Annotated in this window: 16 protein-coding genes; 7 read left to right on the forward strand and 9 right to left on the reverse strand. The window is 71.1% G+C overall.

Going from position 1 to position 18,582, the window contains the following annotated elements:
* Positions 1-1,377, reverse strand: a complete 1,377-nt coding sequence (locus tag F0Q34_RS15395) for an ATP-binding protein (RefSeq protein WP_149813118.1) — start codon at positions 1,375-1,377, stop codon at positions 1-3.
* A 114-nt stretch (positions 1,378-1,491) separates the two neighbouring features.
* On the reverse strand, positions 1,492-2,679 hold the full coding sequence (locus F0Q34_RS15400) for a penicillin-binding protein activator (protein WP_149813119.1): 1,188 nt from the start codon (positions 2,677-2,679) through the stop codon (positions 1,492-1,494).
* 32 nt (positions 2,680-2,711) lie between these two features.
* Here F0Q34_RS15400 and rsmI point away from each other — a divergent pair, with 32 nt between their 5' ends.
* Complete coding sequence (gene rsmI / locus F0Q34_RS15405) at positions 2,712-3,686, forward strand: 16S rRNA (cytidine(1402)-2'-O)-methyltransferase (protein WP_149813120.1); 975 nt, start codon at positions 2,712-2,714, stop codon at positions 3,684-3,686.
* A 90-nt stretch (positions 3,687-3,776) separates the two neighbouring features.
* Complete coding sequence (locus F0Q34_RS15410; RefSeq protein ID WP_149813121.1) at positions 3,777-4,895, forward strand: glycosyltransferase family 2 protein; 1,119 nt, start codon at positions 3,777-3,779, stop codon at positions 4,893-4,895.
* Positions 4,896-5,043: 148 nt separating this feature from the next.
* On the opposite strand, the gene F0Q34_RS15415 is transcribed toward F0Q34_RS15410, so the two are convergent.
* Together F0Q34_RS15415 and F0Q34_RS15420 are read right to left on the reverse strand one after the other, a co-directional pair.
* A complete protein-coding gene (locus tag F0Q34_RS15415; RefSeq protein ID WP_149813122.1) occupies positions 5,044-5,631 on the reverse strand; it encodes a type 1 glutamine amidotransferase domain-containing protein in 588 nt (195 codons plus the stop codon).
* Positions 5,632-5,752: 121 nt separating this feature from the next.
* A complete protein-coding gene (locus tag F0Q34_RS15420) occupies positions 5,753-10,474 on the reverse strand; it encodes an NAD-glutamate dehydrogenase (protein ID WP_149813123.1) in 4,722 nt (1,573 codons plus the stop codon).
* 168 nt (positions 10,475-10,642) lie between these two features.
* On the opposite strand from F0Q34_RS15420, the gene F0Q34_RS15425 reads away from it, so the two are divergent.
* The 3 genes from F0Q34_RS15425 to F0Q34_RS15435 all read left to right on the forward strand — a co-directional run bounded on the left by F0Q34_RS15425 (position 10,643) and on the right by F0Q34_RS15435 (position 13,286).
* Positions 10,643-11,866 carry a cupin domain-containing protein gene (locus F0Q34_RS15425; protein ID WP_149813124.1) on the forward strand — a complete coding sequence of 408 codons (1,224 nt, stop codon included), beginning with the start codon at positions 10,643-10,645 and terminating at the stop codon, positions 11,864-11,866.
* Entirely contained in the window at positions 11,863-12,303 is a 441-nt protein-coding gene (locus F0Q34_RS15430; RefSeq protein WP_149813125.1) for an OmpA family protein, read from the forward strand. The genes F0Q34_RS15425 and F0Q34_RS15430 overlap by 4 nt, the downstream gene beginning before the upstream one ends.
* Before the next feature lie 92 nt (positions 12,304-12,395).
* On the forward strand, positions 12,396-13,286 hold the full coding sequence (locus F0Q34_RS15435) for a PPK2 family polyphosphate kinase (RefSeq protein WP_149813126.1): 891 nt from the start codon (positions 12,396-12,398) through the stop codon (positions 13,284-13,286).
* 59 nt (positions 13,287-13,345) lie between these two features.
* On the opposite strand, the gene F0Q34_RS15440 is transcribed toward F0Q34_RS15435, so the two are convergent.
* The 4 genes from F0Q34_RS15440 to serA form a co-directional block, all read right to left on the reverse strand.
* A complete protein-coding gene (locus tag F0Q34_RS15440; RefSeq protein WP_161600896.1) occupies positions 13,346-13,651 on the reverse strand; it encodes a CsbD family protein in 306 nt (101 codons plus the stop codon).
* A 27-nt stretch (positions 13,652-13,678) separates the two neighbouring features.
* Positions 13,679-14,653 (reverse strand): hypothetical protein, encoded by a 975-nt coding sequence (locus F0Q34_RS15445; protein ID WP_241665511.1) that lies wholly within the window; start codon positions 14,651-14,653, stop codon positions 13,679-13,681.
* A gap of 130 nt (positions 14,654-14,783) precedes the next feature.
* Positions 14,784-14,966, reverse strand: coding sequence for a CsbD family protein (locus tag F0Q34_RS15450; protein ID WP_149813128.1), 183 nt, complete (start codon positions 14,964-14,966; stop codon positions 14,784-14,786).
* 232 nt (positions 14,967-15,198) lie between these two features.
* Entirely contained in the window at positions 15,199-16,458 is a 1,260-nt protein-coding gene (serA, locus tag F0Q34_RS15455) for a phosphoglycerate dehydrogenase (RefSeq protein WP_149813129.1), read from the reverse strand.
* A 312-nt stretch (positions 16,459-16,770) separates the two neighbouring features.
* Between serA and F0Q34_RS15460 the strand changes: the two genes are divergently transcribed.
* Positions 16,771-17,100, forward strand: coding sequence for a hypothetical protein (locus F0Q34_RS15460; RefSeq protein WP_149813130.1), 330 nt, complete (start codon positions 16,771-16,773; stop codon positions 17,098-17,100).
* Between the two features lie 146 nt (positions 17,101-17,246).
* On the opposite strand, the gene F0Q34_RS22165 is transcribed toward F0Q34_RS15460, so the two are convergent.
* Entirely contained in the window at positions 17,247-17,588 is a 342-nt protein-coding gene (locus F0Q34_RS22165) for a DUF1127 domain-containing protein (protein WP_206668045.1), read from the reverse strand.
* Between the two features lie 20 nt (positions 17,589-17,608).
* Between F0Q34_RS22165 and F0Q34_RS15470 the strand changes: the two genes are divergently transcribed.
* Positions 17,609-18,493, forward strand: coding sequence for a LysR substrate-binding domain-containing protein (locus F0Q34_RS15470; protein WP_149813131.1), 885 nt, complete (start codon positions 17,609-17,611; stop codon positions 18,491-18,493).
* Positions 18,494-18,582: the final 89 nt, after the last annotated feature.

Raw genomic sequence — 18,582 nt, forward strand, 5'->3', positions numbered from 1 at the left:
TCATTCCGATGGCAGCCACACCTTGAAGGTGGTGCCTTCGCCTTCCTGGCTCTCGATATGCAGCTGGCCGCGATGGCGGTTGATGATGTGCTTGACGATGGCAAGCCCCAGTCCCGTGCCCCCCGCGCTGCGCGCGCGGGCCTTGTCGATGCGGTAGAAGCGCTCGGTCAGGCGCGGGATGTGTTCCCGCGCGATGCCCGGCCCGTCATCCGTGACGGCGAACATCACCCCCGGGCGGGCGCCGTCGACCTTTGCCACCGCCAGCCGCACCGTGCCCCCGGCATGGCCGTGCCGCACCGCGTTCTCCAGCAGGTTCCGCAGCACCTGGGCCAGTTGCCCGGCATCGGCGGGATGGGCGATGGCGTTTTCCGCCAGATCAAGCTCCAGCGTGACGTCGCGTTGCGCCAGGATGGGGGCCATGGCCTCCGCCTCGGTGCGGGCCAGTTCGGCCAGGGGTACCCGGCCGGTGGGGGCCTGGTGCTCGGCCAGCTCGATCCGCGACAGGCCGAGCAGGTCCTCGATCAGCCGGCGCATCCGCTCGGACTGCTCGGCCATGATGGACAGGAACCGGGCGCGGGCTTCCGGATCGTTTTCCGCCGGGCCGCGCAGGGTTTCGATGAAGCCCATCAGGCTGGCCAACGGGGTGCGCAGCTCATGGCTGGCATTGGCGACGAAATCGGCGCGCATGCGCTCCACCGCGCGTTCCCGCGTCCGGTCGGACAGCAGGACGATCAGCCGCCCGCCATCGGCCAGCGGCGGGTCGAGGGGGATCACCTGCGCCACCAGCTCGCGCGGCACCGGCACCGGCAGGATCAGGTCGGCCGCCTGGCTGGCGCCCTCGGCCAGGGCCCGGTCCACGGCGCCGGCCAGGGCCGGATGGCGCAGCAGCGCGGCGGTGTCGCCGGCCAGCGGCTCCACCTCCGTGGCGCGAGCGCCGAACAGGGCGCGGGCGGCGGCGTTGGCGCGCAGCGGCGCGCGGTCCGCGCCCAGCACCAGCAGCGGGTCCGGCAGGCTTTCCAGGATGGCGCCATCGACCCGGCGCATGCGGTTGATCTGGTCCGAGCGCTCGGCCAGGGAGCGTGACAGGCGGGCGACGCCATCGGCCACCTCCGCCAGGGTCGGCAGGAAGGGGGAGGGCACCTCGTGCTTGTCCCCGCCCGCCGACCGCCGGAGCACAGCCACCAGCCGCGCCACGTCGCGCAGCCAGAAGCGGGACAGTGCGAGGGCGAAGAAGGCAACCAGCGCCATGCAGAGCAGCGCCGGACCGGGAGTGGCATGCCCGCTGACCGTCAGCAGGGCGAGCAGCCCGAGGGGCACCCCGCCGATCAGCGCCGCCGAGCTCAGCCAGCGGCGCGGCGCCAACTCATCCTGTAGCATTTGCGTGTTCCACCATGGCTGCTCCCCGCCTCATCCTCGTGGGACGGGGCGGGTCTGTCGACCATCGGGGATGACAATGCTGTTGCGGGCGGATGACAGCATCCGCCCACCGCTTCAGAAGCCGACGCCGCCCGGCAGGTCGGCGGGGGCGACGGTTGCCGGAACGGCGCCCGGCGACAGGGCGTAGACCGCGAGCGCGCGCTGCACCTGCCCGCCCGGCGCCAGCCGCAGCGCGCCATCGGCGCCGAGCACCGTTTCGCCCACCGGCATGGCCGGAGGCGCGCCGGGAGACGCGCTGCGCATGGCGCGGGCGGCCAGCGCCGCGGCGTCATAGGCGACGCCCACCACGCGGGCCGGACGGGTGCCGAAGGCGGCCTCGTAGCGGCTGTCGAACTGCATGCGCGCCGCCGGGTCCGGCCCGGGGAACCAGGCGCCGGCCAGGGCGGGCTGCTGCGTCAGGCTCTCATCGCTGCCCCACAGCGCATGGCCGGCGAGGCGCAGCGGCGGCACCGCCGCCCCGGCGGCAACCAGCCCGGCGGCGAAATCCCGCGCCCGCGCGCCGCTTTCGCCCAGGATCAGCATCTCGACCCGGCTTTCCTCCGGGCCGGCATCCGGAACGGCGCCGATCCGCTGCGCCACCTCACGCGCCATCAGGCTGGGCTGGGCGGCGGCCGGATACAGCTCCACCGCCGGGGCCGCGAGGCCGAGGTCGCGGGCCGCGCCGCGCAGCGCGGCGGCCATCTGCCGGCCCAGCGCATTGTCCGGCGCCGCCAGGCCGAAGCGGCGGACACCGGCCTCATGAGCGGCGCCGGCGACGCGGCGCACCTGCTGTTCCAGCGTCAGGCCCAGAGGCCAGACATTGGTGGCGGCCTGGCTGGCGTCATTGGTGAAGGGCAGCACCGGGATGCCGGCGGCACGGGCAGGCCCGGCGACGGCCGCGGTTTCGGAGCCGGTCAGCGGGCCCACGATCACCCGTGCTCCTTCGGCGATGGCGCGGCGGGCGGCATCCGCGGCGCCGGCCGCGCTGCCGCCGGTGTCGCGCGGCACGAATTCGAAGCCGGGGCCGCCCTGCTCGAACAGGGCGAGCTGGGCGGCATTCAGCAATTCAGGGCCAAGCGCGGCCTGGGGGCCGGACAGTGGCAGCAGCAGCGCCACTTTCTCGCGCGGCGGCTGCGGCGGCTGGGCCGGCAGGCCGCCATAGCCGGCGGCGGGCGGATAGGACGGGCCGGAGACTTGCGGCGCACAGGCCGACAGCGCCACAACGGCACTGAACGCCAGCGCCGCCAGCCCCCGGCGTGGCATCGCCGGTGAAGAAGGGGAAGGGGGTTCGGCCCATGCAGAGCGACGAGCGGGAAACACCAAAACAAACCTCCCCCAGGGACAATGGCCCGGACAATGGTCCAGAACAGGAAAACGGACCGGACGCGGGGCAACCCGACACCGGGCAGCCCGACAACGGCAGGGAACCGGGGCTGACGCTGGTGGCGACGCCGATCGGCAACCTCGGCGATCTTGCCCCCCGCGCCGTGGCCGTGCTGCGCGCGGCGGATGCGGTGTTGTGCGAGGACACCAGGGTAACCGCTCCGATGCTGTTGCGACACGGCATATCCGCACGGCTCGTGCCACTGCACGAGCACAATGAGGACACCGCGGCCCCCCGGCTGGTTGCACGGATGCAGGCCGGAGACAAGCTCGCGCTGGTTTCCGACGCTGGCACGCCGCTGATGAGCGATCCCGGCTACCGCCTGGTGCGCGCCGCCATCGCCGAAGGCATCACCGTCTCGGCCGTGCCCGGCCCGAATGCCGCGGTGATGGCGCTGACCCTGTCGGGGCTGCCGCCGCACCCCTTCCTGTTCCACGGCTTCCTGCCCCCGCGCGCCGCCGCCCGCGCCGCCGAGCTGGCCAAGTTGCGCGCCGCCGAGCGGGCGGGGCTGGCCGCGACCCTGATCTTCTACGAGGCGCCGCATCGCCTGGCCGAAACGCTGGCGGCGCTGGCGGACGCGCTGGGCCCGCGCCCAGCGGCGGTGACGCGCGAGCTGACCAAGCGCTTCGAGGAGGTGCGGCGCGGCACCCTGGCCGAGCTGGCGGCGCATTACGCGAACCACGCGCCACGTGGCGAGATCGCTCTCGTGGTGGCCCCCCCTGGCGACGAAGCGCCGGAAGCGGAGGCCGGGCTGGATGATCGCCTGCGCGCCGCCCTGGCGTCGGGGGAAAGCTTGCGCGATGCCGCGGCACTCGTGGCCGCCGCGACCGGCCTGCCGCGCAAGCAGGTTTATGCCCGCGCCCTTGAACTGCGCGCGATTACGTGAGGCAGGCTTGCCTGCGCCACCAACCCCCGGTAGCAGATTGATCTGGACCCCTGGCCACAATGCCGCGGGGATGGCCGAAAAAGAGGTCCCATGGCCGAAGCTCTGCAACCGATCGAAGTGCCGATCATCATCTTTTCCTTCGACCGGGCTGCCTATCTGCAGCGCTTCTGCGAATCGCTGAAGGCCCAGCAAGGTGTCAGCCTCGACGAGCGCCGCATCTTCCTGCTGCAGGATGGCCCGATTTCCCGGCGTTCGGGCGTGCGCTACGCCGAGGACGCGGCAATGGCGGACAGCGTCGCCGCCTTCCGCGCCGTGTTCCCGGAAGGCCAGGTCCTGGCGTCGGCGGAGAATCTGGGCATCGCCTTCAACATCCGCCGCGGCGAAACGCTGGCCTTCGAAACGCTGGGCGCCGAGACAGCCTATTTCTTCGAGGACGACCTTGAGCTTGGCCCGTCCTACCTGCTGATGATGGAGCGGCTGCGCGCCTTGCTGGCGCCGTTTCCGGAGGTCGGCTATTTCGCCGCCTATGGCGATCATCGCGCCAGGCCCGATCCCGATCGCGTCCGCATCGTGCCGCTCGACCATCACTGGGGCTTCGCGCTGCGGCGCGGCCCGTGGAAGCGGCTGCAGGAATGGCTGGCGCCTTACTTCTCCATCATGGAGAAGACCGACTACCAGAGCCGCAACCACATCGGCGTTTATCGCTGGCTGGAAGGGCGGGCGATGGCGATCGACAAATCCTCGCAGGATGCGATGAAGGCGCTGGCCTGCGCCGATCTCGGCATCGCCCGCGTGATGACCGACATGACCTTTGCCCGCTACATCGGCGAGAAGGGCGCCTCCTTCAACGAGCGGCGCTTCCGCGAGATGGGCTATGACCGCATGGTGCCGGTGGAGCGCGGCGATCTGCCCGTCGAGCCGCCGACGGCCGACAGCATCCGCGCGATCCTGGCCGGCCAGCAGGCGCATTTCCGCAATTTCCGCGAGCGCGAGTTCGATGGCTTCCTGCGGCGCTACAGCGCCCGCAACTGGGATGCCGACCGTCCGGCGACGCGCGAGGAGCTGGACAGTCTTTACGCGCTGCTGCTCGACCGCCTGCCGGAAGGCGAGCACATCTACGAGCAATATGTCGGCAAGGCGCCTGTGCGGCGCCTGCGCGACATCATGATCAACAGCCGCGAATTCCGCGGCCGGACGCTGAAGACCTGAGCGGCCAGGGCGGGCCGGTGCCCGCCCATCGGGGCTCGAGCAGATCCCGATCGGGCGGGATGGCATGATCGGGTGAAGATGCTCAACAGAGCAAAGAGCCAGAGTATTTGAAGTGAGCCAGTGCGAACGGAAAATGCTTTAGCGGGAATCAGGCGGCGCGGCGGTCGCCATGGTTGCCTTCGCGCACTTCCTCGACAATCTTGGCCACAAAGGCATCCAGATCGGCCGGGGAGCGGCTGGTGACGATGCCCTTGTCGGCGACCACCTCCTGATCGAGCCAGTCGGCTCCGGCATTCACCACATCGGTCCGGATCGACTGGAAGGAGGTCATGCGCCGGCCCTTGGCCAGCCCCGCCTCCACCAGGATCCAGGGGCCGTGGCAGATGGCGGCCACCACCTTGCCCTGGGCGGCGAAATCCCCGACCAGCGACAGGACGGCGTTGTTTGTGCGGAGATGGTCCGGGTTCAGCACCCCGCCCGGCAGGATGACGGCATCGTATTCGTCCGCGCGGGCGTCCTTGAGGGAACGGTCCACCGGAACCGTCTGGCCCCAGTCCTCGGGCTGCTTCTGGCCATCCCACCCCCTGATGACGCCGGGCTCGCGGGTTTTCTCCGGCGCCGCGACATGGACGGTGGCGCCCTGCTCGCGCAGCTTCCGCAGCGGAACCGTCAATTCCTTTTCCTCGAAGCCATCGGTGGCGACGATCAGGATCCTGGCCTGCTGAACATCAGGCATGGCGTCACTCCTGTTTTAGGTGTGCCGCTTCAACGCCCCGCCCGGCAAGGAGTTCCCCGCCGGTGCCACGGACATGGCCGGGCGGCACCGGGCGCGACCCCGGCCCGCCCGGCATCCCGGCTCAGCCGAGCCGCAGCAATTCCCGCACCGCCACCGTGGCGGCGGCCAGGTCGGGGCGCGACACCGCTTCCTGGGCGATGCGGGCCGCGGCTTCCCCTTCAGGCAGTTCGCCGCGCAGGCAGAGCATGGCCAGCCGGGCCTGCACCGCCGCGACATCGTCCAGCAGCGCGGCCCGGGCCCGGGTGGCGAAGGGGCCGGTGGCCGGCGCGGCGGCAACGGCTTGCCGCAGGGCCGGAAGGTGGAACTGCGCGCCTGCCGCATCCCAGGCCTCGGCGGCGCGGGCGGGTGGCACGGCGGCGGCTTCGGCCAGGCGCACAATGGCGGGGGCGGCCTGCAGCGCCGGGGCAACCGCCAGAAGCTGCGCCACCGAGATGGGCAGGCCATCGCCGGCGGCGGCCCTGCTGCCCGTGGGAAGGGTGGCCAGCAGCGCGTCCGTGCCGGGGCGCAGCCGCTCCAGCGCCTCGTTCAGCGGGTGGCGCAGCTCCGGCCCGCCCAGCAGCTCCCGCGCCGTGGCGCCAAGCAGTTGGCGGATGGCCAGCAGGGCGGAGCGCCGGGCCTCCGGCGTGGCCTCGCGCGCGGCGTCGGCGGCGTCGGCGGCTTCCTCCAGCCGCAGCAACCGGCTGGCCAGGATGGCGGCGCGCGCCGCCTCGGCCGGGCCGGTGCCCGCCGCCAGCTCGGCCAGGGCGGCGGGGCCGAGGCGGTTGGCGACCTCGTTGGCCAGCATGGTGGCCAGCAATTCACGCCGCAGCCGGTGGCGCGCGATAAAGGAAGTGAAGTCGCGCCGCAGGGCGGTGGGGAAATACCCTTCCAGCAGCGGCAGCAGCGCCGGATCGTCCGGCAGGTCGCTGTGCTCGATTGCTTCCGTCAGCCACAGCTTGGCCACGGGCAGCAGCGCCGCCAGCTCCGGCCGGGTGAGCGGCTGCCCGGCGGCGATGCGGTCGCTGATGGCGGCGGCGTCGGGCAGGGTCGCGACGGCGCGGTCCAGCAGCCCGGCCTGCTCCAGCCGCACCATCAGCGCGGCGTGGGCGGGCAGGGCGGCGGCGCCGGCCGCGGCTTCCAGGGTAATGGCCAGGGATTGCTGCGCGTTGTCGCGCAGCACCAGCGCCGCGACCTCCTCTGTCATGGCGGCCAGCAGCGTGTCGCGCTGCTGCCGGGTCAGGGCACCCGCGGCCTCGGCATCGGCCAGCAGGATCTTGATGTTGACCTCGTGATCCGAGGTCGAGACGCCGGCCGAATTGTCCAGCGCGTCGGTGTTCAGCCGCACGCCTTCCCCGCCGGCGCCCAGGCCCGCCGCCTCAATGCGGCCGGCCTGGGTCACGGCGAGGTTGGCGCCCTCGCCGAGGATGCGGGCGCCCACTTCCCGCCCGTCGATGCGGATGGCGTCATTGGCGCGGTCGCCCGCCTCGGCCTGGGATTCGGTGGAGGCTTTGATGTAGGTGCCGATGCCGCCGAAATACAGCAGGTCGACCCTGGCGCGCAGGATGGCCTGCATGACGGTGGCAGGGTCTGGCTTTTCCGCCTCGATGCCCAGCAGGGCGCGGGCCTTGTCGGACAGCGGCACGCTGCGGGCGTTGCGCGGATACACGCCACCGCCCGCGCTGATCTTCGCCGCGTCGTAATCCGCCCAGGAGGAGCGTGGCAGCGCGAACAGCCGGGCGCGTTCCTCGTAGCTGGTGGCCGGGTCGGGATCGGGGTCGATGAAGATGTGGCGGTGGTCGAAGGCGGCGAGCAGCCTTGTCTGGCGCGACACCAGCAGCCCGTTGCCGAACACGTCGCCCGACATGTCGCCGACGCCGACCATGGAGAAGGGGGTGGCCTGGATGTCGTGGCCCTGTTCGGCGAAGTGGCGGGCGATCATCACCCAGGCGCCCTTGGCGGTGATGCCCATCGCCTTGTGGTCATAGCCCTGGCTGCCGCCGGAAGCGAAGGCGTCGTCCAGCCAGAAGCCGTGTTCCTGCGCCAGCCGGTTGGCGATGTCGCTGAAGGTCGCCGTGCCCTTGTCGGCGGCGGCGACGATGTACGGGTCGTCGCCATCCCGGCGCACCACCCGCTCGGGCGGCACCACGGCGCCGTCCTTCAAATTGTCCGTCACGTCCAACATGGCGCGGATCAGCGTGCTGTAGGCGGCGACGCCGGTGGCCATGAAGGCTTCCCGGTCGGAGGCGGGGGGCACATGGCCCTTCAGCACGAAGCCGCCCTTGGCGCCGGTGGGCACGATCACGACGTTCTTCAGCCGCTGCGCCTTCATCAGGCCCAGGATCTCGGTGCGGAAATCCTCGCGCCGGTCGCTCCAGCGGATGCCGCCACGCGCCACCGGGCCGGCGCGCAGGTGGCATCCTTCCATGTGCGGAGCATGGACGAAGATCTCGCGCCAGGGGCGCGGCAGCGGCATCGGGCCGGCCGCGGCGCTGTCGATCTTCAAGGCCAGATAGGGCTTGTTCTGGAAGAAGTTGGTGCGCAGCACGGCATCCAGCGCAGTGCGCAGCCGGGCCAGGATGCGGTCGGTGTCGGGGTCCTCGATGGCGTCCATCAAGGCTGCCCATTCGGCCTCGATCCGCGCCTCATCGGCGGCAGTGGCCTGGGTCGGATCGAAGCGGGCGTTGAACAGGTCCACCAGCAGGCGCGCGGCGCGCGGCTCGGCGTTCAGCGCCCCCTCCACCGAGTTCTGCGAGAAGGCGAAGCCCAGCTGCTTCACCCAGCGGAACAGGGCGCGCAGCAGCCAGGCTTCCCGCCAGGACAGCCCGGCGCGCGGCACCAGCCGGTTGAAGCCGTCCACCTCGGCCTGGCCGGATTGCAGCGCTTCCAGCGCGTCCAGCAGGGCGGGGAAGCGTGTCTCGGGCAGGGCGGTGCCGGCTTCCAGGCTGAAAACATGCAGCACCGCGACGATCCGGTCGCCCTGGCGGAGATGGTAGGGCTGCTCCTCGGTGGCGCGTAGGTCGAGACTTTCGAACAGCGGCAGCGCATCGGCCAGCGGCAGCGGCCCGCCCGCATGCACCAGGCGCAGCGACAGCGCGCGCTCCTTCATGCCCGGGGCGCGCTCGATGCGGGCCATGGGGCGGCCCGCCTCCAGGGCGGCCTCGGCCATGGCGAGGTCGGCCACGGCGGTGCCGGGGGCGGTGCTGTCCGTGTAGGCGTCGGGGAAGGCGTCGCCCCAGCGCGCCAGGGTGGCGGCGGCCTCGGCCTCGCCCCGCTCGGCGGTCAGCGCCTCGCCCAGCCGGTCGGCGAAGGAACGGGCGGCCTGCACCACCGCCGCTTCCATCACCGTGTCGTCCACCGCCGGCACGGCGCCGGGCACGGTGCCGATGATGTAGTGGACGCGGGCCAGCGGCGTGTCGCCCAGCGCGATGTGGAAGGCGGAAAGCCGGCCGCCAAAGGCGCGGGCCAGCATCGCGCCTATTTTTTCGCGCAGGCGAGTGTCGAAGGTGTCGCGCGGCAGCCAGGCCAGGGCGGACACGAAGCGCTCAAACGGGTCCCGCCGCAGATACAGCGCCGGCCGCGGCCGGATGCCGAGGTCGAGCGCGCGCCGCGCCCCGTCCAGGATCGCCTCGTCCCCCGCCTGGAACAGCTCGTCGCGCGGCCAGGTGTCGAGGATGTTGCGCATGGCGCGGCCGTCATGGCTGTCGGGGTTCACCCCGGCGAGGCCCAGGATGCGCTCCACCTTGGCGCCCAGCCAGGGGATGGAGCGCGGGTTGCGGTTATAGGCCGTGGCGGCGAACAGGCCGAGGAACAGCCGCATCCCGACCGTCCGCCCATCGGGGCCGGAAATGCGGGTGGCCACCACGTCGGCATGCTGCGGGCGGTGGACGCGGGCGCGGAGATTGGCCTTGGCGATGCCCACCGGAGGCCCGTCGCGCAGGGAAGCGCGGATCGCCGGCGGCACGGCGGACAGGTCGCGCAGCGCGTCGAACACCGGCACGCCTTCATCCCGCAGCAGGCCCAGGCTTTCCTCCGCCCGGTCGGGCGCCCCCGCCTCCCCGAAGCGGATCAGCCGGTGGCCAAGGAAAACGAAGTTCTCCTCGGCCAGCCAGCGCAGGAAGTCGCCGCCATCGCCGGGGCCGATCTCCGCCTGCGCCGCCTGGAGGCGGTCCAGCACGGCGGGGAAATCCCGCACGGCCAGCCGCACCTCCGCCAGGGCGCGGCGCAACGCCGCCTCGGTGGTTTCCCAGCCGGCTTCCGGCACGCCGCCGACGCCGAGCAGCCGGCTGGTGACGGGCGCGATCTCCACATGCATCAGGCTTTCCGGCGCGCCTTCCGCGCCCTCGGCGAAGCCGAGCAGGCGGCCGGCTTCATCGCGCCGCACCCGCATCACCGGGTGCAGCAGGCGCCGGGCGGTGCGGCCCGAAAGGGTCAGCGCGGCCAGCACGCTGTCCACCAGGAACGGCATGTCGGGGGTGACGATCTCGGCCACCGCCACGGCGCCGCGGCCGGGGCCGGGCGGGCGCAGCCGCACCTTGGTCGCGCGGGGCGCTCCATTCCGGGCCTCGCCAGCGGGGGCGCCGTCATCCGGCGGCAGCTCCTGGGCGAAGGTGAACAGGCTGGCGGCCGCGGCGGCGAGGCGCTCCGGCGGCTCGGCGGCCAGTTCCGCGGTGGGCAGTCCCTCCGCCATGCGGAGCAGCAGCGTGCCGGCGGCGGATGGCAGGGAAGGCGCCTGGCGGTGCAGGGCCTCGGTGGCGGCACGCAGCAACTCGGCGCGCGCCCCGCCCTTGTCCATTCCATCGGGCATGCCGGCCATCCTCCGTGTTTCAGCACTTCCCAGGATCGCCCCGGTCCGGCCGCGCTTCAAGACACGCTGTGCCGATATCTTCGGCAGGCTGCATAAGAATCCGGCGATGGGCGAATCGCGCGGAAGGCGTGTCAAAGCGGCCGCGGCAAGGCTATCCTGGTTTCCGCCATGACCATGACACTCGCCGACCTCCTTGCCCCCGTCACCCCGGAGCAGTTCTTCGCCGAGTATTACGACCGGCAGCCGCTGCATGTATCCGGGGGTGCCGCCAAATTCGCCTCGGTGCTGAGCTGGCGCGGCATCAACCGCCTGCTGGACCAGACCCATATCTGGTCCTCCCAGTCGCTGAAGGTGGTGCTGGACGGCACCCCCGTCCCGCCGGAGCAGTATTGCGCGCGCGCCACCAGCCGCGATGGCGCGCCGGTGCAGCAGCCCGATTCGGCGCGGCTGGCGCATTGGGTGAAGCAGGGCGCCTCGGTCGTCATGAACGACGTGGACAGCCTTTCGCCGGGCCTCGCCGCCGTGTCCGACGCGCTGGAGGACGCAGGCCTCGGCAAGGCGCAGGCGAATGTCTATATCTCCTGGCAGAGCCACAAGGCCTTCCCCACCCATTTCGACACCCATGACGTCTGGGCGGTGCAGGTGGAGGGCGAGAAGACCTGGAACATCTGGGAAGGCCGCGCCGAATGGCCGATCGCCCATCCCGTGTTCAACTTCCCCAGGGAGCATCACGAGCGTGCCCGCGGCAAGCTGCGCGGCGCCGTGACGCTGAAGGTCGGCGACCTGCTCTACCTGCCGCGCGGCTGGTACCATGATGCCCTGGCCGAGGCCCCGGCCTCGGTTCATGTCGCCTATGGCGTGCACGCGCCGCTGGGCATGGACCTGGTGAACATGCTGCTGGAGCGGGTGCTGTACGATGCCGAGTTCCGCAAGCCGCTGCCGCGCCAGGACGGATCGGCCGCGGCGAAGTTCGCGCTGACGAGTCGCGCCGGGCAGCTCGGTCAAAGGCTGGCGGAGCTGACCCGCGACCCGAAGGTGATGGAGGTGCTGGGCCGTTTCGTCGCCGATTACCGCTTCCGCCGGGGCGGCAACGACCTGCTGGCGGCGCGTGGCATGGCCACCCCCGCCGCTCAGGCCGCTGCGGGAAGCGACGACAGCCAGGCCTTCCGCGTGGTGGCGAACGGCGCCAGGGCGGTGCGGCGCGGCGCCGAATGGGTGATCAAGGCGCCGGGCGGCGCCGTGCCGCTGGCGCCGGCGGAGGCCGAGGCGGCCAACTGGCTGCTGGCCCGCCCGGATGGCACGGAGGCCGAGCTGCGCGGCGCGCATCCGGGGGTCGATGCCGGCGCCTTGCTGCGACGCCTGACGGAAGCGGGGATGCTGGCACCCACATGATCCCCCTGCTGATGCCGGTGCTGGCCGGCCTGATCGTGAGCGGCCTCGCCTCCGGGGCCCTGGCGCAGCCGCGCGCCTTCAACTGCATCGGCGCCGAGCGGCTGGAGGACGACGTGTTCGAGGTGCGCTTCCCGCCGCGCAGCGCCAGCCCGACGGAAGCGGCGCGCACCCCCGTCGCCGCCGCCGCGGCACTGGCCCGGGAAAGCCCTGCCCGCAACATCTGCGTCCTCGGCCATGCGGTGCGGGAAGGCGGCCAGGCCACCAGCACCGAGCTGGCGGCCCGCCGCGCGCGGGAAGTGTCGGAGATGCTGTCGGTGCAGCACGGCATCGAGCGGGACCGCATCCGGGCCGAGGCGCGCAATCCCGGCTTCAGCCGCAGCACGGAAAACCGCGAAGCGCGCAGCGTGACCATCGTGGTGCTGCCCGCGGCGCCCTGAGGCGCCTGCTTCCATGAGGGGTGGCGGGAAGATGCGGGGCCTTCCATGCTGGCATCTGGGCGCGCCGCGTCCGTCACCACGGGAGAATGCCCATGTCGCGACAGCGCGTCCGTGACCTGCTGGCCCAGTGCCGCATCACCGACGGAAAGGATTTCCGCCTTTCCGATCGTTCCACCGCCGGCGAGCCCAACGGCATCGGCAAGGGGGAAGCACCGGAACTGTTGAAGGAAGGGGTAGAAACGCTTGCCTCCCTGCAGGACCGGCTGGCGGCGCAGGATCGTCACGCGGTGCTGGCCGTGTTCCAGGCGATGGATGCGGCGGGCAAGGATGGCGCCATCAAGCACGCCTTCACCGGCCTGAACCCGCAGGGCTGCCTGGTTTATTCCTTCAAGGCGCCGGGCAGCGAGGATCTGGACCGGGACTTCCTGCGCCGCCACGTGCTGCGCCTGCCGGCGCGGGGCCAGATCGGCATCCACAACCGCTCCTGGTATGAGGAGGTGCTGGTGGCGCGCGTCCATCCGGCCATCCTCGCGCGGCAGAACCTGCCGGCCGAGGTGGTGACGGAGCGCATCTGGGACGAGCGGCTGGAGGACATCGCCGCTTTCGAGCGTTATCTCAGCCGCCAGGGCTTCATGGTCCTGAAGTTCTTCCTGCATCTCGGCCGCGACGAGCAGCGCAAGCGGCTGATGGCGCGCATCGAGGAGCCGGACAAGAACTGGAAGCTCGATTCGGGGGACATCGCCGAGCGCCGGCACTGGGATGACTACCAGAACGCCTATGAGGCGGCGATCCGCGCCACGGCCACCACGGCGGCGCCCTGGTTCGTCATTCCGGCCGACCGCAAATGGCTGACCCGGCTTCTGGTGGTGGAGGCGATGGTCGAGGCGCTGGAGCAGATCGACCCGCGCTACCCAGAGCTGGACGAGGCGGGAAGGGAGCGGCTGCGCGACGCCGCCAAGGCGCTGCGCCGCAAGGACGCCTAACACGGAAAAGGGCGCGGCCCGCCGGAGCGTGCCGCGCCCTTTCCGGCTTTCTTCCGCGTTCAGCGGCGGGCGGTCAGCAGCCCAAGCACATAGCCGACGGCGCCGACGATCAGCAGCGTGGTCACTGGCTGCTGCTCGACCTGCCGCACCACCCGCTCACCGGCATGGCTGGCATATTCCCGGGCCCGCTCGCCGGCCTGCTGGGCATAGTCGCGCGCATCGCCATAGGCATGCTGGGCGCGGCCCGCCACCTGGCGCGCCATGCCGCGCATCTTGTGTTCCGGATCATCCGCCATGTTGCCGAAGCCTTCCTGGGCCTGGCCCGTGACGTTCTCCAGCGTGCCTTCGACCTGATCCTTGTTCATGGACATGGGCTCCTTTCACGAAACGAATTAGCGATAGCGGGCCGCCACGGTTACGGCCGGGGCCGGGCGGGTGCCGAGGCGGGCGGCGATGGCGGACACGATGGCGCCCAGCAGCAGCAGCGCAAAGGTCCAGTAGGCGGCCGCGGCGGCGGCCGTGGCAGCGCTGTCAGCCGCCTGGCGGGCCTGTTCCTCGGCTTCCTGCAGGCGCTGCTGCGTTTGCTGCTCCACCTGCTGCACCCGGTTCTGCGCTTCCTCCTGGCTGATGCCGCCCTCGGCGGCGATCAGGGCGGTCAGGCGGTCACGGTCGCCCTGCGGCAACTCGCCCTCGGTGATGCGGCGGGCGGCGATCTGGCCGATCTCGGCGCGGCGCTGGTCGCTGTTCATCTGCGCGGGGTCGCCGGTGCCGGTGCCGGCCAGGGCATTCTGCAGGCGGTCGATCGCGGATTGGGCGGTTGATTGCAGCGCATCATTGCTGGTGCGGTCGGCCACCTCGCCGCCGGCCGCGCTGGCCAGGCTGCCCACACCGCTCGCCGCGCCGCCAAACACGCCGGACAGGGTGGAGCCGGCCGTGTGCAGGGCGCTGCTCGCGAGGCTTCCCAGGAGCATGCCTGCCAGGATGGTTGCCGTGGCCCACATCGCCAAGCCGTGCAGCAGCCCGTCGGTACGGTCGCTGGTGCCGGACAGGCGCGCCGCGACATAGGCGCCGAGCCCCAGCCCGATCAGGTGCGACACCACCATCCACACGCCGCCGCCAATGCCGAATGTGGCGGCATCGGGTGTATCGCGTGCCGCGGCGTCAACCAGATTGGCACCGACCGCCACGCCCAGGATGTTCAACCCCGCGCCCACCACCACGGCGATGGCCGTGCCGGCCAGGACGGCGCCCCAGGAAATGCGCGTTGTCCTGAACAGGCCTTGGGAAGCGCCCAGGGGGGCGCCATGGAGGCTGACATCCTCCCGTGGTCCGGCCGAATGAGTCGCGGAATGCGCGGATGTGCTCATTTTGAACCCTGTTCTTCGTGGCCCCGCCTTTTCGCGGATGGCCGATTCTTGGAGGGCACGCCCGAGGGGGATGGAAACTCCCCCTCTGGTCGCTCATGGGCCCGGGAACGAGGCCCTGATAGCCGCCGGCTCAGTGGCCGGTGGCGTCGCGCGCCTTGTCCTTGGCGCCGCCCACAGCGTTCTGAACCTTGCCTTCGGCCTTGTCGGCCTTGCCCTCGATCTCGGTGGCGCGGTCACCCGTCACCTTGCCGGCGGCTTCCTTGATGGCGCCCTTGGCCTGCTTGGCAGCGCCCTCGATGCGGTCCTTGTCCATCTGGCCTTCTCCTTGTGAAGCGCGGCATGGCGCGATGTCGTGCCGCGGCCGCTTTTGCGACGATTGTCCAAGGAGAACGGAAGGGAACAGCAAGGGTTGCGGCATAGCCTGGAAAGGCGCAGGCAGCGCTGAAGCCCGGCGCCCGGCCGGAACAGGAGCCGGGTCGGAAAAGGCGCCGGGGGACAAGCTTTTTCGAAGGTGGCTCCGCCGGGAGGCCGGCCCGCCATGGTGCTTAGTGCCGCTCGTAGATCAGGCGGGCGCGGATAGTGCCGGGGATCTCGCGCAGGGAAGCCAGCACCGCCTCCGGGTCCGCCACCCCTTCGGCATCCATGACCACGTAGCCGATGGCGGCATCGGTCTGCAGGTACTGGGCGCCGATATTGAGGGAGAAGCGGCTGAACACCTCGTTCATCGCCGCCAGCACGCCGGGAACGTTGCGGTGGACGTGCAGGAAGCGGGTGCCGGTGGGGCGCGCCGGCAGTGTCACCTCGGGGAAGTTCACCGCGCTCAGCGTGGTGCCGGTGTCGGAATAATCGGACAGCTTGCGTGCCGTTTCCTCGCCGATGCGGGCCTGCGCCTCCTCCGTGCTGCCGCCGATATGCGGAGTCAGGATCACGTTGGGCAGGCCCTGGAGGGGGGAGGTGAAGCGCTCGCCATTGCGCTTCGGCTCCTCGGGGAACACATCGGCCGCGACGCCCAGCAGCTTGCCGCTGCGCAGCGCATCGGCCACGGCGTCAAGGTCCACCACCGTGCCGCGGGAATTGTTGATCAGGATGGCGCCGGGGCGCATCGCCGCCACCTCCGCCGCGCCGATCAGGCTGCGGGTGGCGGGCGTTTCCGGGACATGGAGGCTGACCACATCCGCGGCGCCAAGCAGGTCGTGCAGGCTGGCCGCCGCCACGGCGTTGCCATGCGGCAGCTTGGTCACGGTGTCATAATAGATGACGCGCATGCCGAAGGCTTCGGCCAGCACCGAAAGCTGCGAGCCGATATTGCCGTAGCCGACGATGCCCAGCGTCTTGCCACGCACCTCCCGGCTGTTGGTGGCGGACTTGTCCCAGCCGCCATCATGCGCCGCGCGGGAACGGTCGGGGATGCGGCGCAGCAGCATGATGATCTCGCCCATCACCAGTTCCGCGACCGAGCGGGTGTTGGAGAAGGGGGCATTGAACACGGGGATGCCGAGTTCCTCGGCCGCCGCCAGGTCCACCTGGTTGGTGCCGATGCAGAAGCAGCCCACGGCGACCAGCCGGTCCGCCGCCTCCAGCACTTCCCGCGTCAGCTGGGTGCGGGAGCGGATGCCGAGCAGATGGACGCCCTGCAGGGCCTGCTTCAGCGCCTCGCCTTCCAGCGCCTTCGCTTCCCGCTGGATGTTGGTGTAGCCGGCGTCGCCCAGCGTCGCCACGGCGCTGTCCGAGACCCCCTCCAGCAGCAGGATGCGGATACGGTCCTTGGGGAGCGAAATGCGTTGATTGGGGATGCTGTGCGACATGGCGGCTGAATGCACCGGGAAGCCACCTTCCGGGAAGTGCGAAACTGACAGGCTTGCTCCGCGTTCGCAGCTTTGGCCCCGGCATAAGGCTGAACAACAAGGGGCGGCTGCGTCGGGCTGGCGATCGCCAGTTCCTTCCTATCGAATCCGGGCCGGGCGTGCAGGGTCACGCTGGGTGCATGGCGCCCTTACGCCGGGGGCGGGCCGAGAGGCCGCCTTCAGCCTTGCCGCGCGGGCCGGAGAAGTCCATGTCCCATCCCGTGCCCGCCCCGTTCGAGAAGGCGAGCCCCGCATCCGGAGAACCAACCTATCATGGCGACTGAGATCACCGCGCTCCCCACTGCCGCGCGCCTGCGCATGGCCCGTGAGGCCCTGGCCGAGATGGCCCGGGGCGAGCTGTCAGAACGGCTTCGGCTGGAACTGGCCGCGCAGATCCTGCGCACCGCCCGCCGCGCCCGGCAGTTGACCGCCGCCAGCGCCGCCTTGCCGGCGGTGATGGCGGGCTGGGATGCCACCGCCGTGACGGCCCGTGAATATGCCGAGGATCTGTCGCCCGCCGCCCTGGACGCGCTGCTGGCCGAGGGGCCGCGCTGGGCCGCCACGATGCTGCGCCAGGAGCCGGAACTGCGCCACGCCGCCTGAGGGCGCCGCGCCACGGATTGCTGCCTTGGCCGGGGCCCTGTCCCCGGCCTTTTTCATGGGCGGCCCGTGCAATGGGGCCCGCAGGAGACGGTTTGGAAAAGGCCCGGGGAGCGCTGCTCCGCCGGGCCTTTCTGTTGAAGGGGAGACTATCCCCGGCAGCGGGTTTCACCCGCGGCCGCAATGTCCCAGGGCGCACGCCGCATCTCGGCGGAGGCATCGGCGCGGCTCAGGCCGATGTCGCGCAGCATCTGGTCATCAAGTTCGGCAAGGTGATGGCGGGTTTCGACCGCGCGCAGGGCCCGCCGCATGAAGGCCAGCCAGCCGGCCCGGCGCGCCGCGCGCAGGCAGGCCGGCTGGCTGGCGGGAAGTGAGGATGCTGAGCGGAGATGGGCGGACATGGTCCATGCCTTTCCTGCGCCGTGACGGGAATGCAGGATGGGACCGGTTGCGTAATAAGCATAACGAATTGTTTTGACGGTGAGCATCATTCCTATTGATATTGGCTGTCATGTTCCCTCTGCCGCCTGGGCTTGATCCTGACCTTCTGCGCTCCTTTGTCCTGATCGCCGACGGGGCAAGCGTCACCCGCGCGGCGCAGCGTGTTGGCCGCACGCAATCCGCCGTTTCGATGCAGATGCGCCGGCTGGAAGAGTTGCTCGGGCGGCCGCTTCTGGTCCGCGGCCCGCGCGGCTTCGCGGTGACGCCGCATGGTGCCTGGCTGCTGGAGCGGGCACGCCCCTGGCTCAACATGCATGACGAGATCGTGGCCAGCTTCCGCGAGCAGGAAGTGTCCGGGCCGGTGCGGCTGGGCACGCCGGACGACTACGCCATGGGCTGGCTGCCGGAGATCCTGGCGCGGTTCGCCGAAGCGCATCCCGCGGTGGAGATCGAGGTGGTTTGTGCCCCCTCCACCGAGTTGCTGACCCGGCTGGAGAATGAGGAACTGGATCTCACCCTCTATTCAGCTGGAAACGAGCTGCGCGGGCAGGAGGGTGTCGCCCTTTGGCGGGGGCCGCTGCTGTGGGTGGGCCCGGTGGCCCATTCGGTTCATCGCCAGATGCCGCTGCGCCTTTCGCTGGCGCAGGCGAGCTGTGTGTGGCGCAGCGCCGCCACGGCGGCGCTGGATGCGGCGGGCCTGGCCTGGCGTGTGACCTATTCTTCCAGCTCCCAGCTCGGCACCCATGCGGTGGTGCTGGCGGGGCTGGCGATCACCGTGGGGTTGGAAGGGCCGTTGCCGCCGGGCCTGCGCGTGCTGGGGGCCTCTGACGGGCTGCCGCCACTGCCGGAGTTCCAGATTGCCCTGGCCCAGGGCTCATCAAGCCCGGCCGCCAAGGCCATGGCGCGGCACATCATCGAAAGCTTCCGCGGGGAGGAGGGCGGGTTACCGTCCTGAGTCATTCTTATGGAGGAATGGTGAAGATTTTTGTTTGACGGTGGTTGGGGTGGTGGGTATAAGCCCGCTCACGCCGCTGGTGAGGCTGA

It is taken from the genome of Teichococcus oryzae (assembly GCF_008386565.1).
In the GTDB taxonomy this organism is placed as follows: domain Bacteria; phylum Pseudomonadota; class Alphaproteobacteria; order Acetobacterales; family Acetobacteraceae; genus Pseudoroseomonas; species Pseudoroseomonas oryzae.

Coding starts and splice junctions, on each gene's coding strand:
- F0Q34_RS22165 (WP_206668045.1), bottom strand. CDS start 17,588: ATGATGCTCACCGTCAAAACAATTCGTTATGCTTATTACGCAACCGGT.
- F0Q34_RS15445 (WP_241665511.1), bottom strand. CDS start 14,653: ATGAGCACATCCGCGCATTCCGCGACTCATTCGGCCGGACCACGGGAG.
- F0Q34_RS15425 (WP_149813124.1), top strand. CDS start 10,643: ATGACCATGACACTCGCCGACCTCCTTGCCCCCGTCACCCCGGAGCAG.
- F0Q34_RS15440 (WP_161600896.1), bottom strand. CDS start 13,651: ATGAACAAGGATCAGGTCGAAGGCACGCTGGAGAACGTCACGGGCCAG.
- F0Q34_RS15420 (WP_149813123.1), bottom strand. CDS start 10,474: ATGCCCGATGGAATGGACAAGGGCGGGGCGCGCGCCGAGTTGCTGCGT.
- F0Q34_RS15460 (WP_149813130.1), top strand. CDS start 16,771: ATGGCGACTGAGATCACCGCGCTCCCCACTGCCGCGCGCCTGCGCATG.
- F0Q34_RS15470 (WP_149813131.1), top strand. CDS start 17,609: ATGTTCCCTCTGCCGCCTGGGCTTGATCCTGACCTTCTGCGCTCCTTT.
- F0Q34_RS15435 (WP_149813126.1), top strand. CDS start 12,396: ATGTCGCGACAGCGCGTCCGTGACCTGCTGGCCCAGTGCCGCATCACC.
- F0Q34_RS15415 (WP_149813122.1), bottom strand. CDS start 5,631: ATGCCTGATGTTCAGCAGGCCAGGATCCTGATCGTCGCCACCGATGGC.
- F0Q34_RS15430 (WP_149813125.1), top strand. CDS start 11,863: ATGATCCCCCTGCTGATGCCGGTGCTGGCCGGCCTGATCGTGAGCGGC.
- F0Q34_RS15395 (WP_149813118.1), bottom strand. CDS start 1,377: ATGCTACAGGATGAGTTGGCGCCGCGCCGCTGGCTGAGCTCGGCGGCG.
- F0Q34_RS15400 (WP_149813119.1), bottom strand. CDS start 2,679: ATGCCACGCCGGGGGCTGGCGGCGCTGGCGTTCAGTGCCGTTGTGGCG.
- F0Q34_RS15450 (WP_149813128.1), bottom strand. CDS start 14,966: ATGGACAAGGACCGCATCGAGGGCGCTGCCAAGCAGGCCAAGGGCGCC.
- serA (WP_149813129.1), bottom strand. CDS start 16,458: ATGTCGCACAGCATCCCCAATCAACGCATTTCGCTCCCCAAGGACCGT.
- rsmI (WP_149813120.1), top strand. CDS start 2,712: ATGCAGAGCGACGAGCGGGAAACACCAAAACAAACCTCCCCCAGGGAC.
- F0Q34_RS15410 (WP_149813121.1), top strand. CDS start 3,777: ATGGCCGAAGCTCTGCAACCGATCGAAGTGCCGATCATCATCTTTTCC.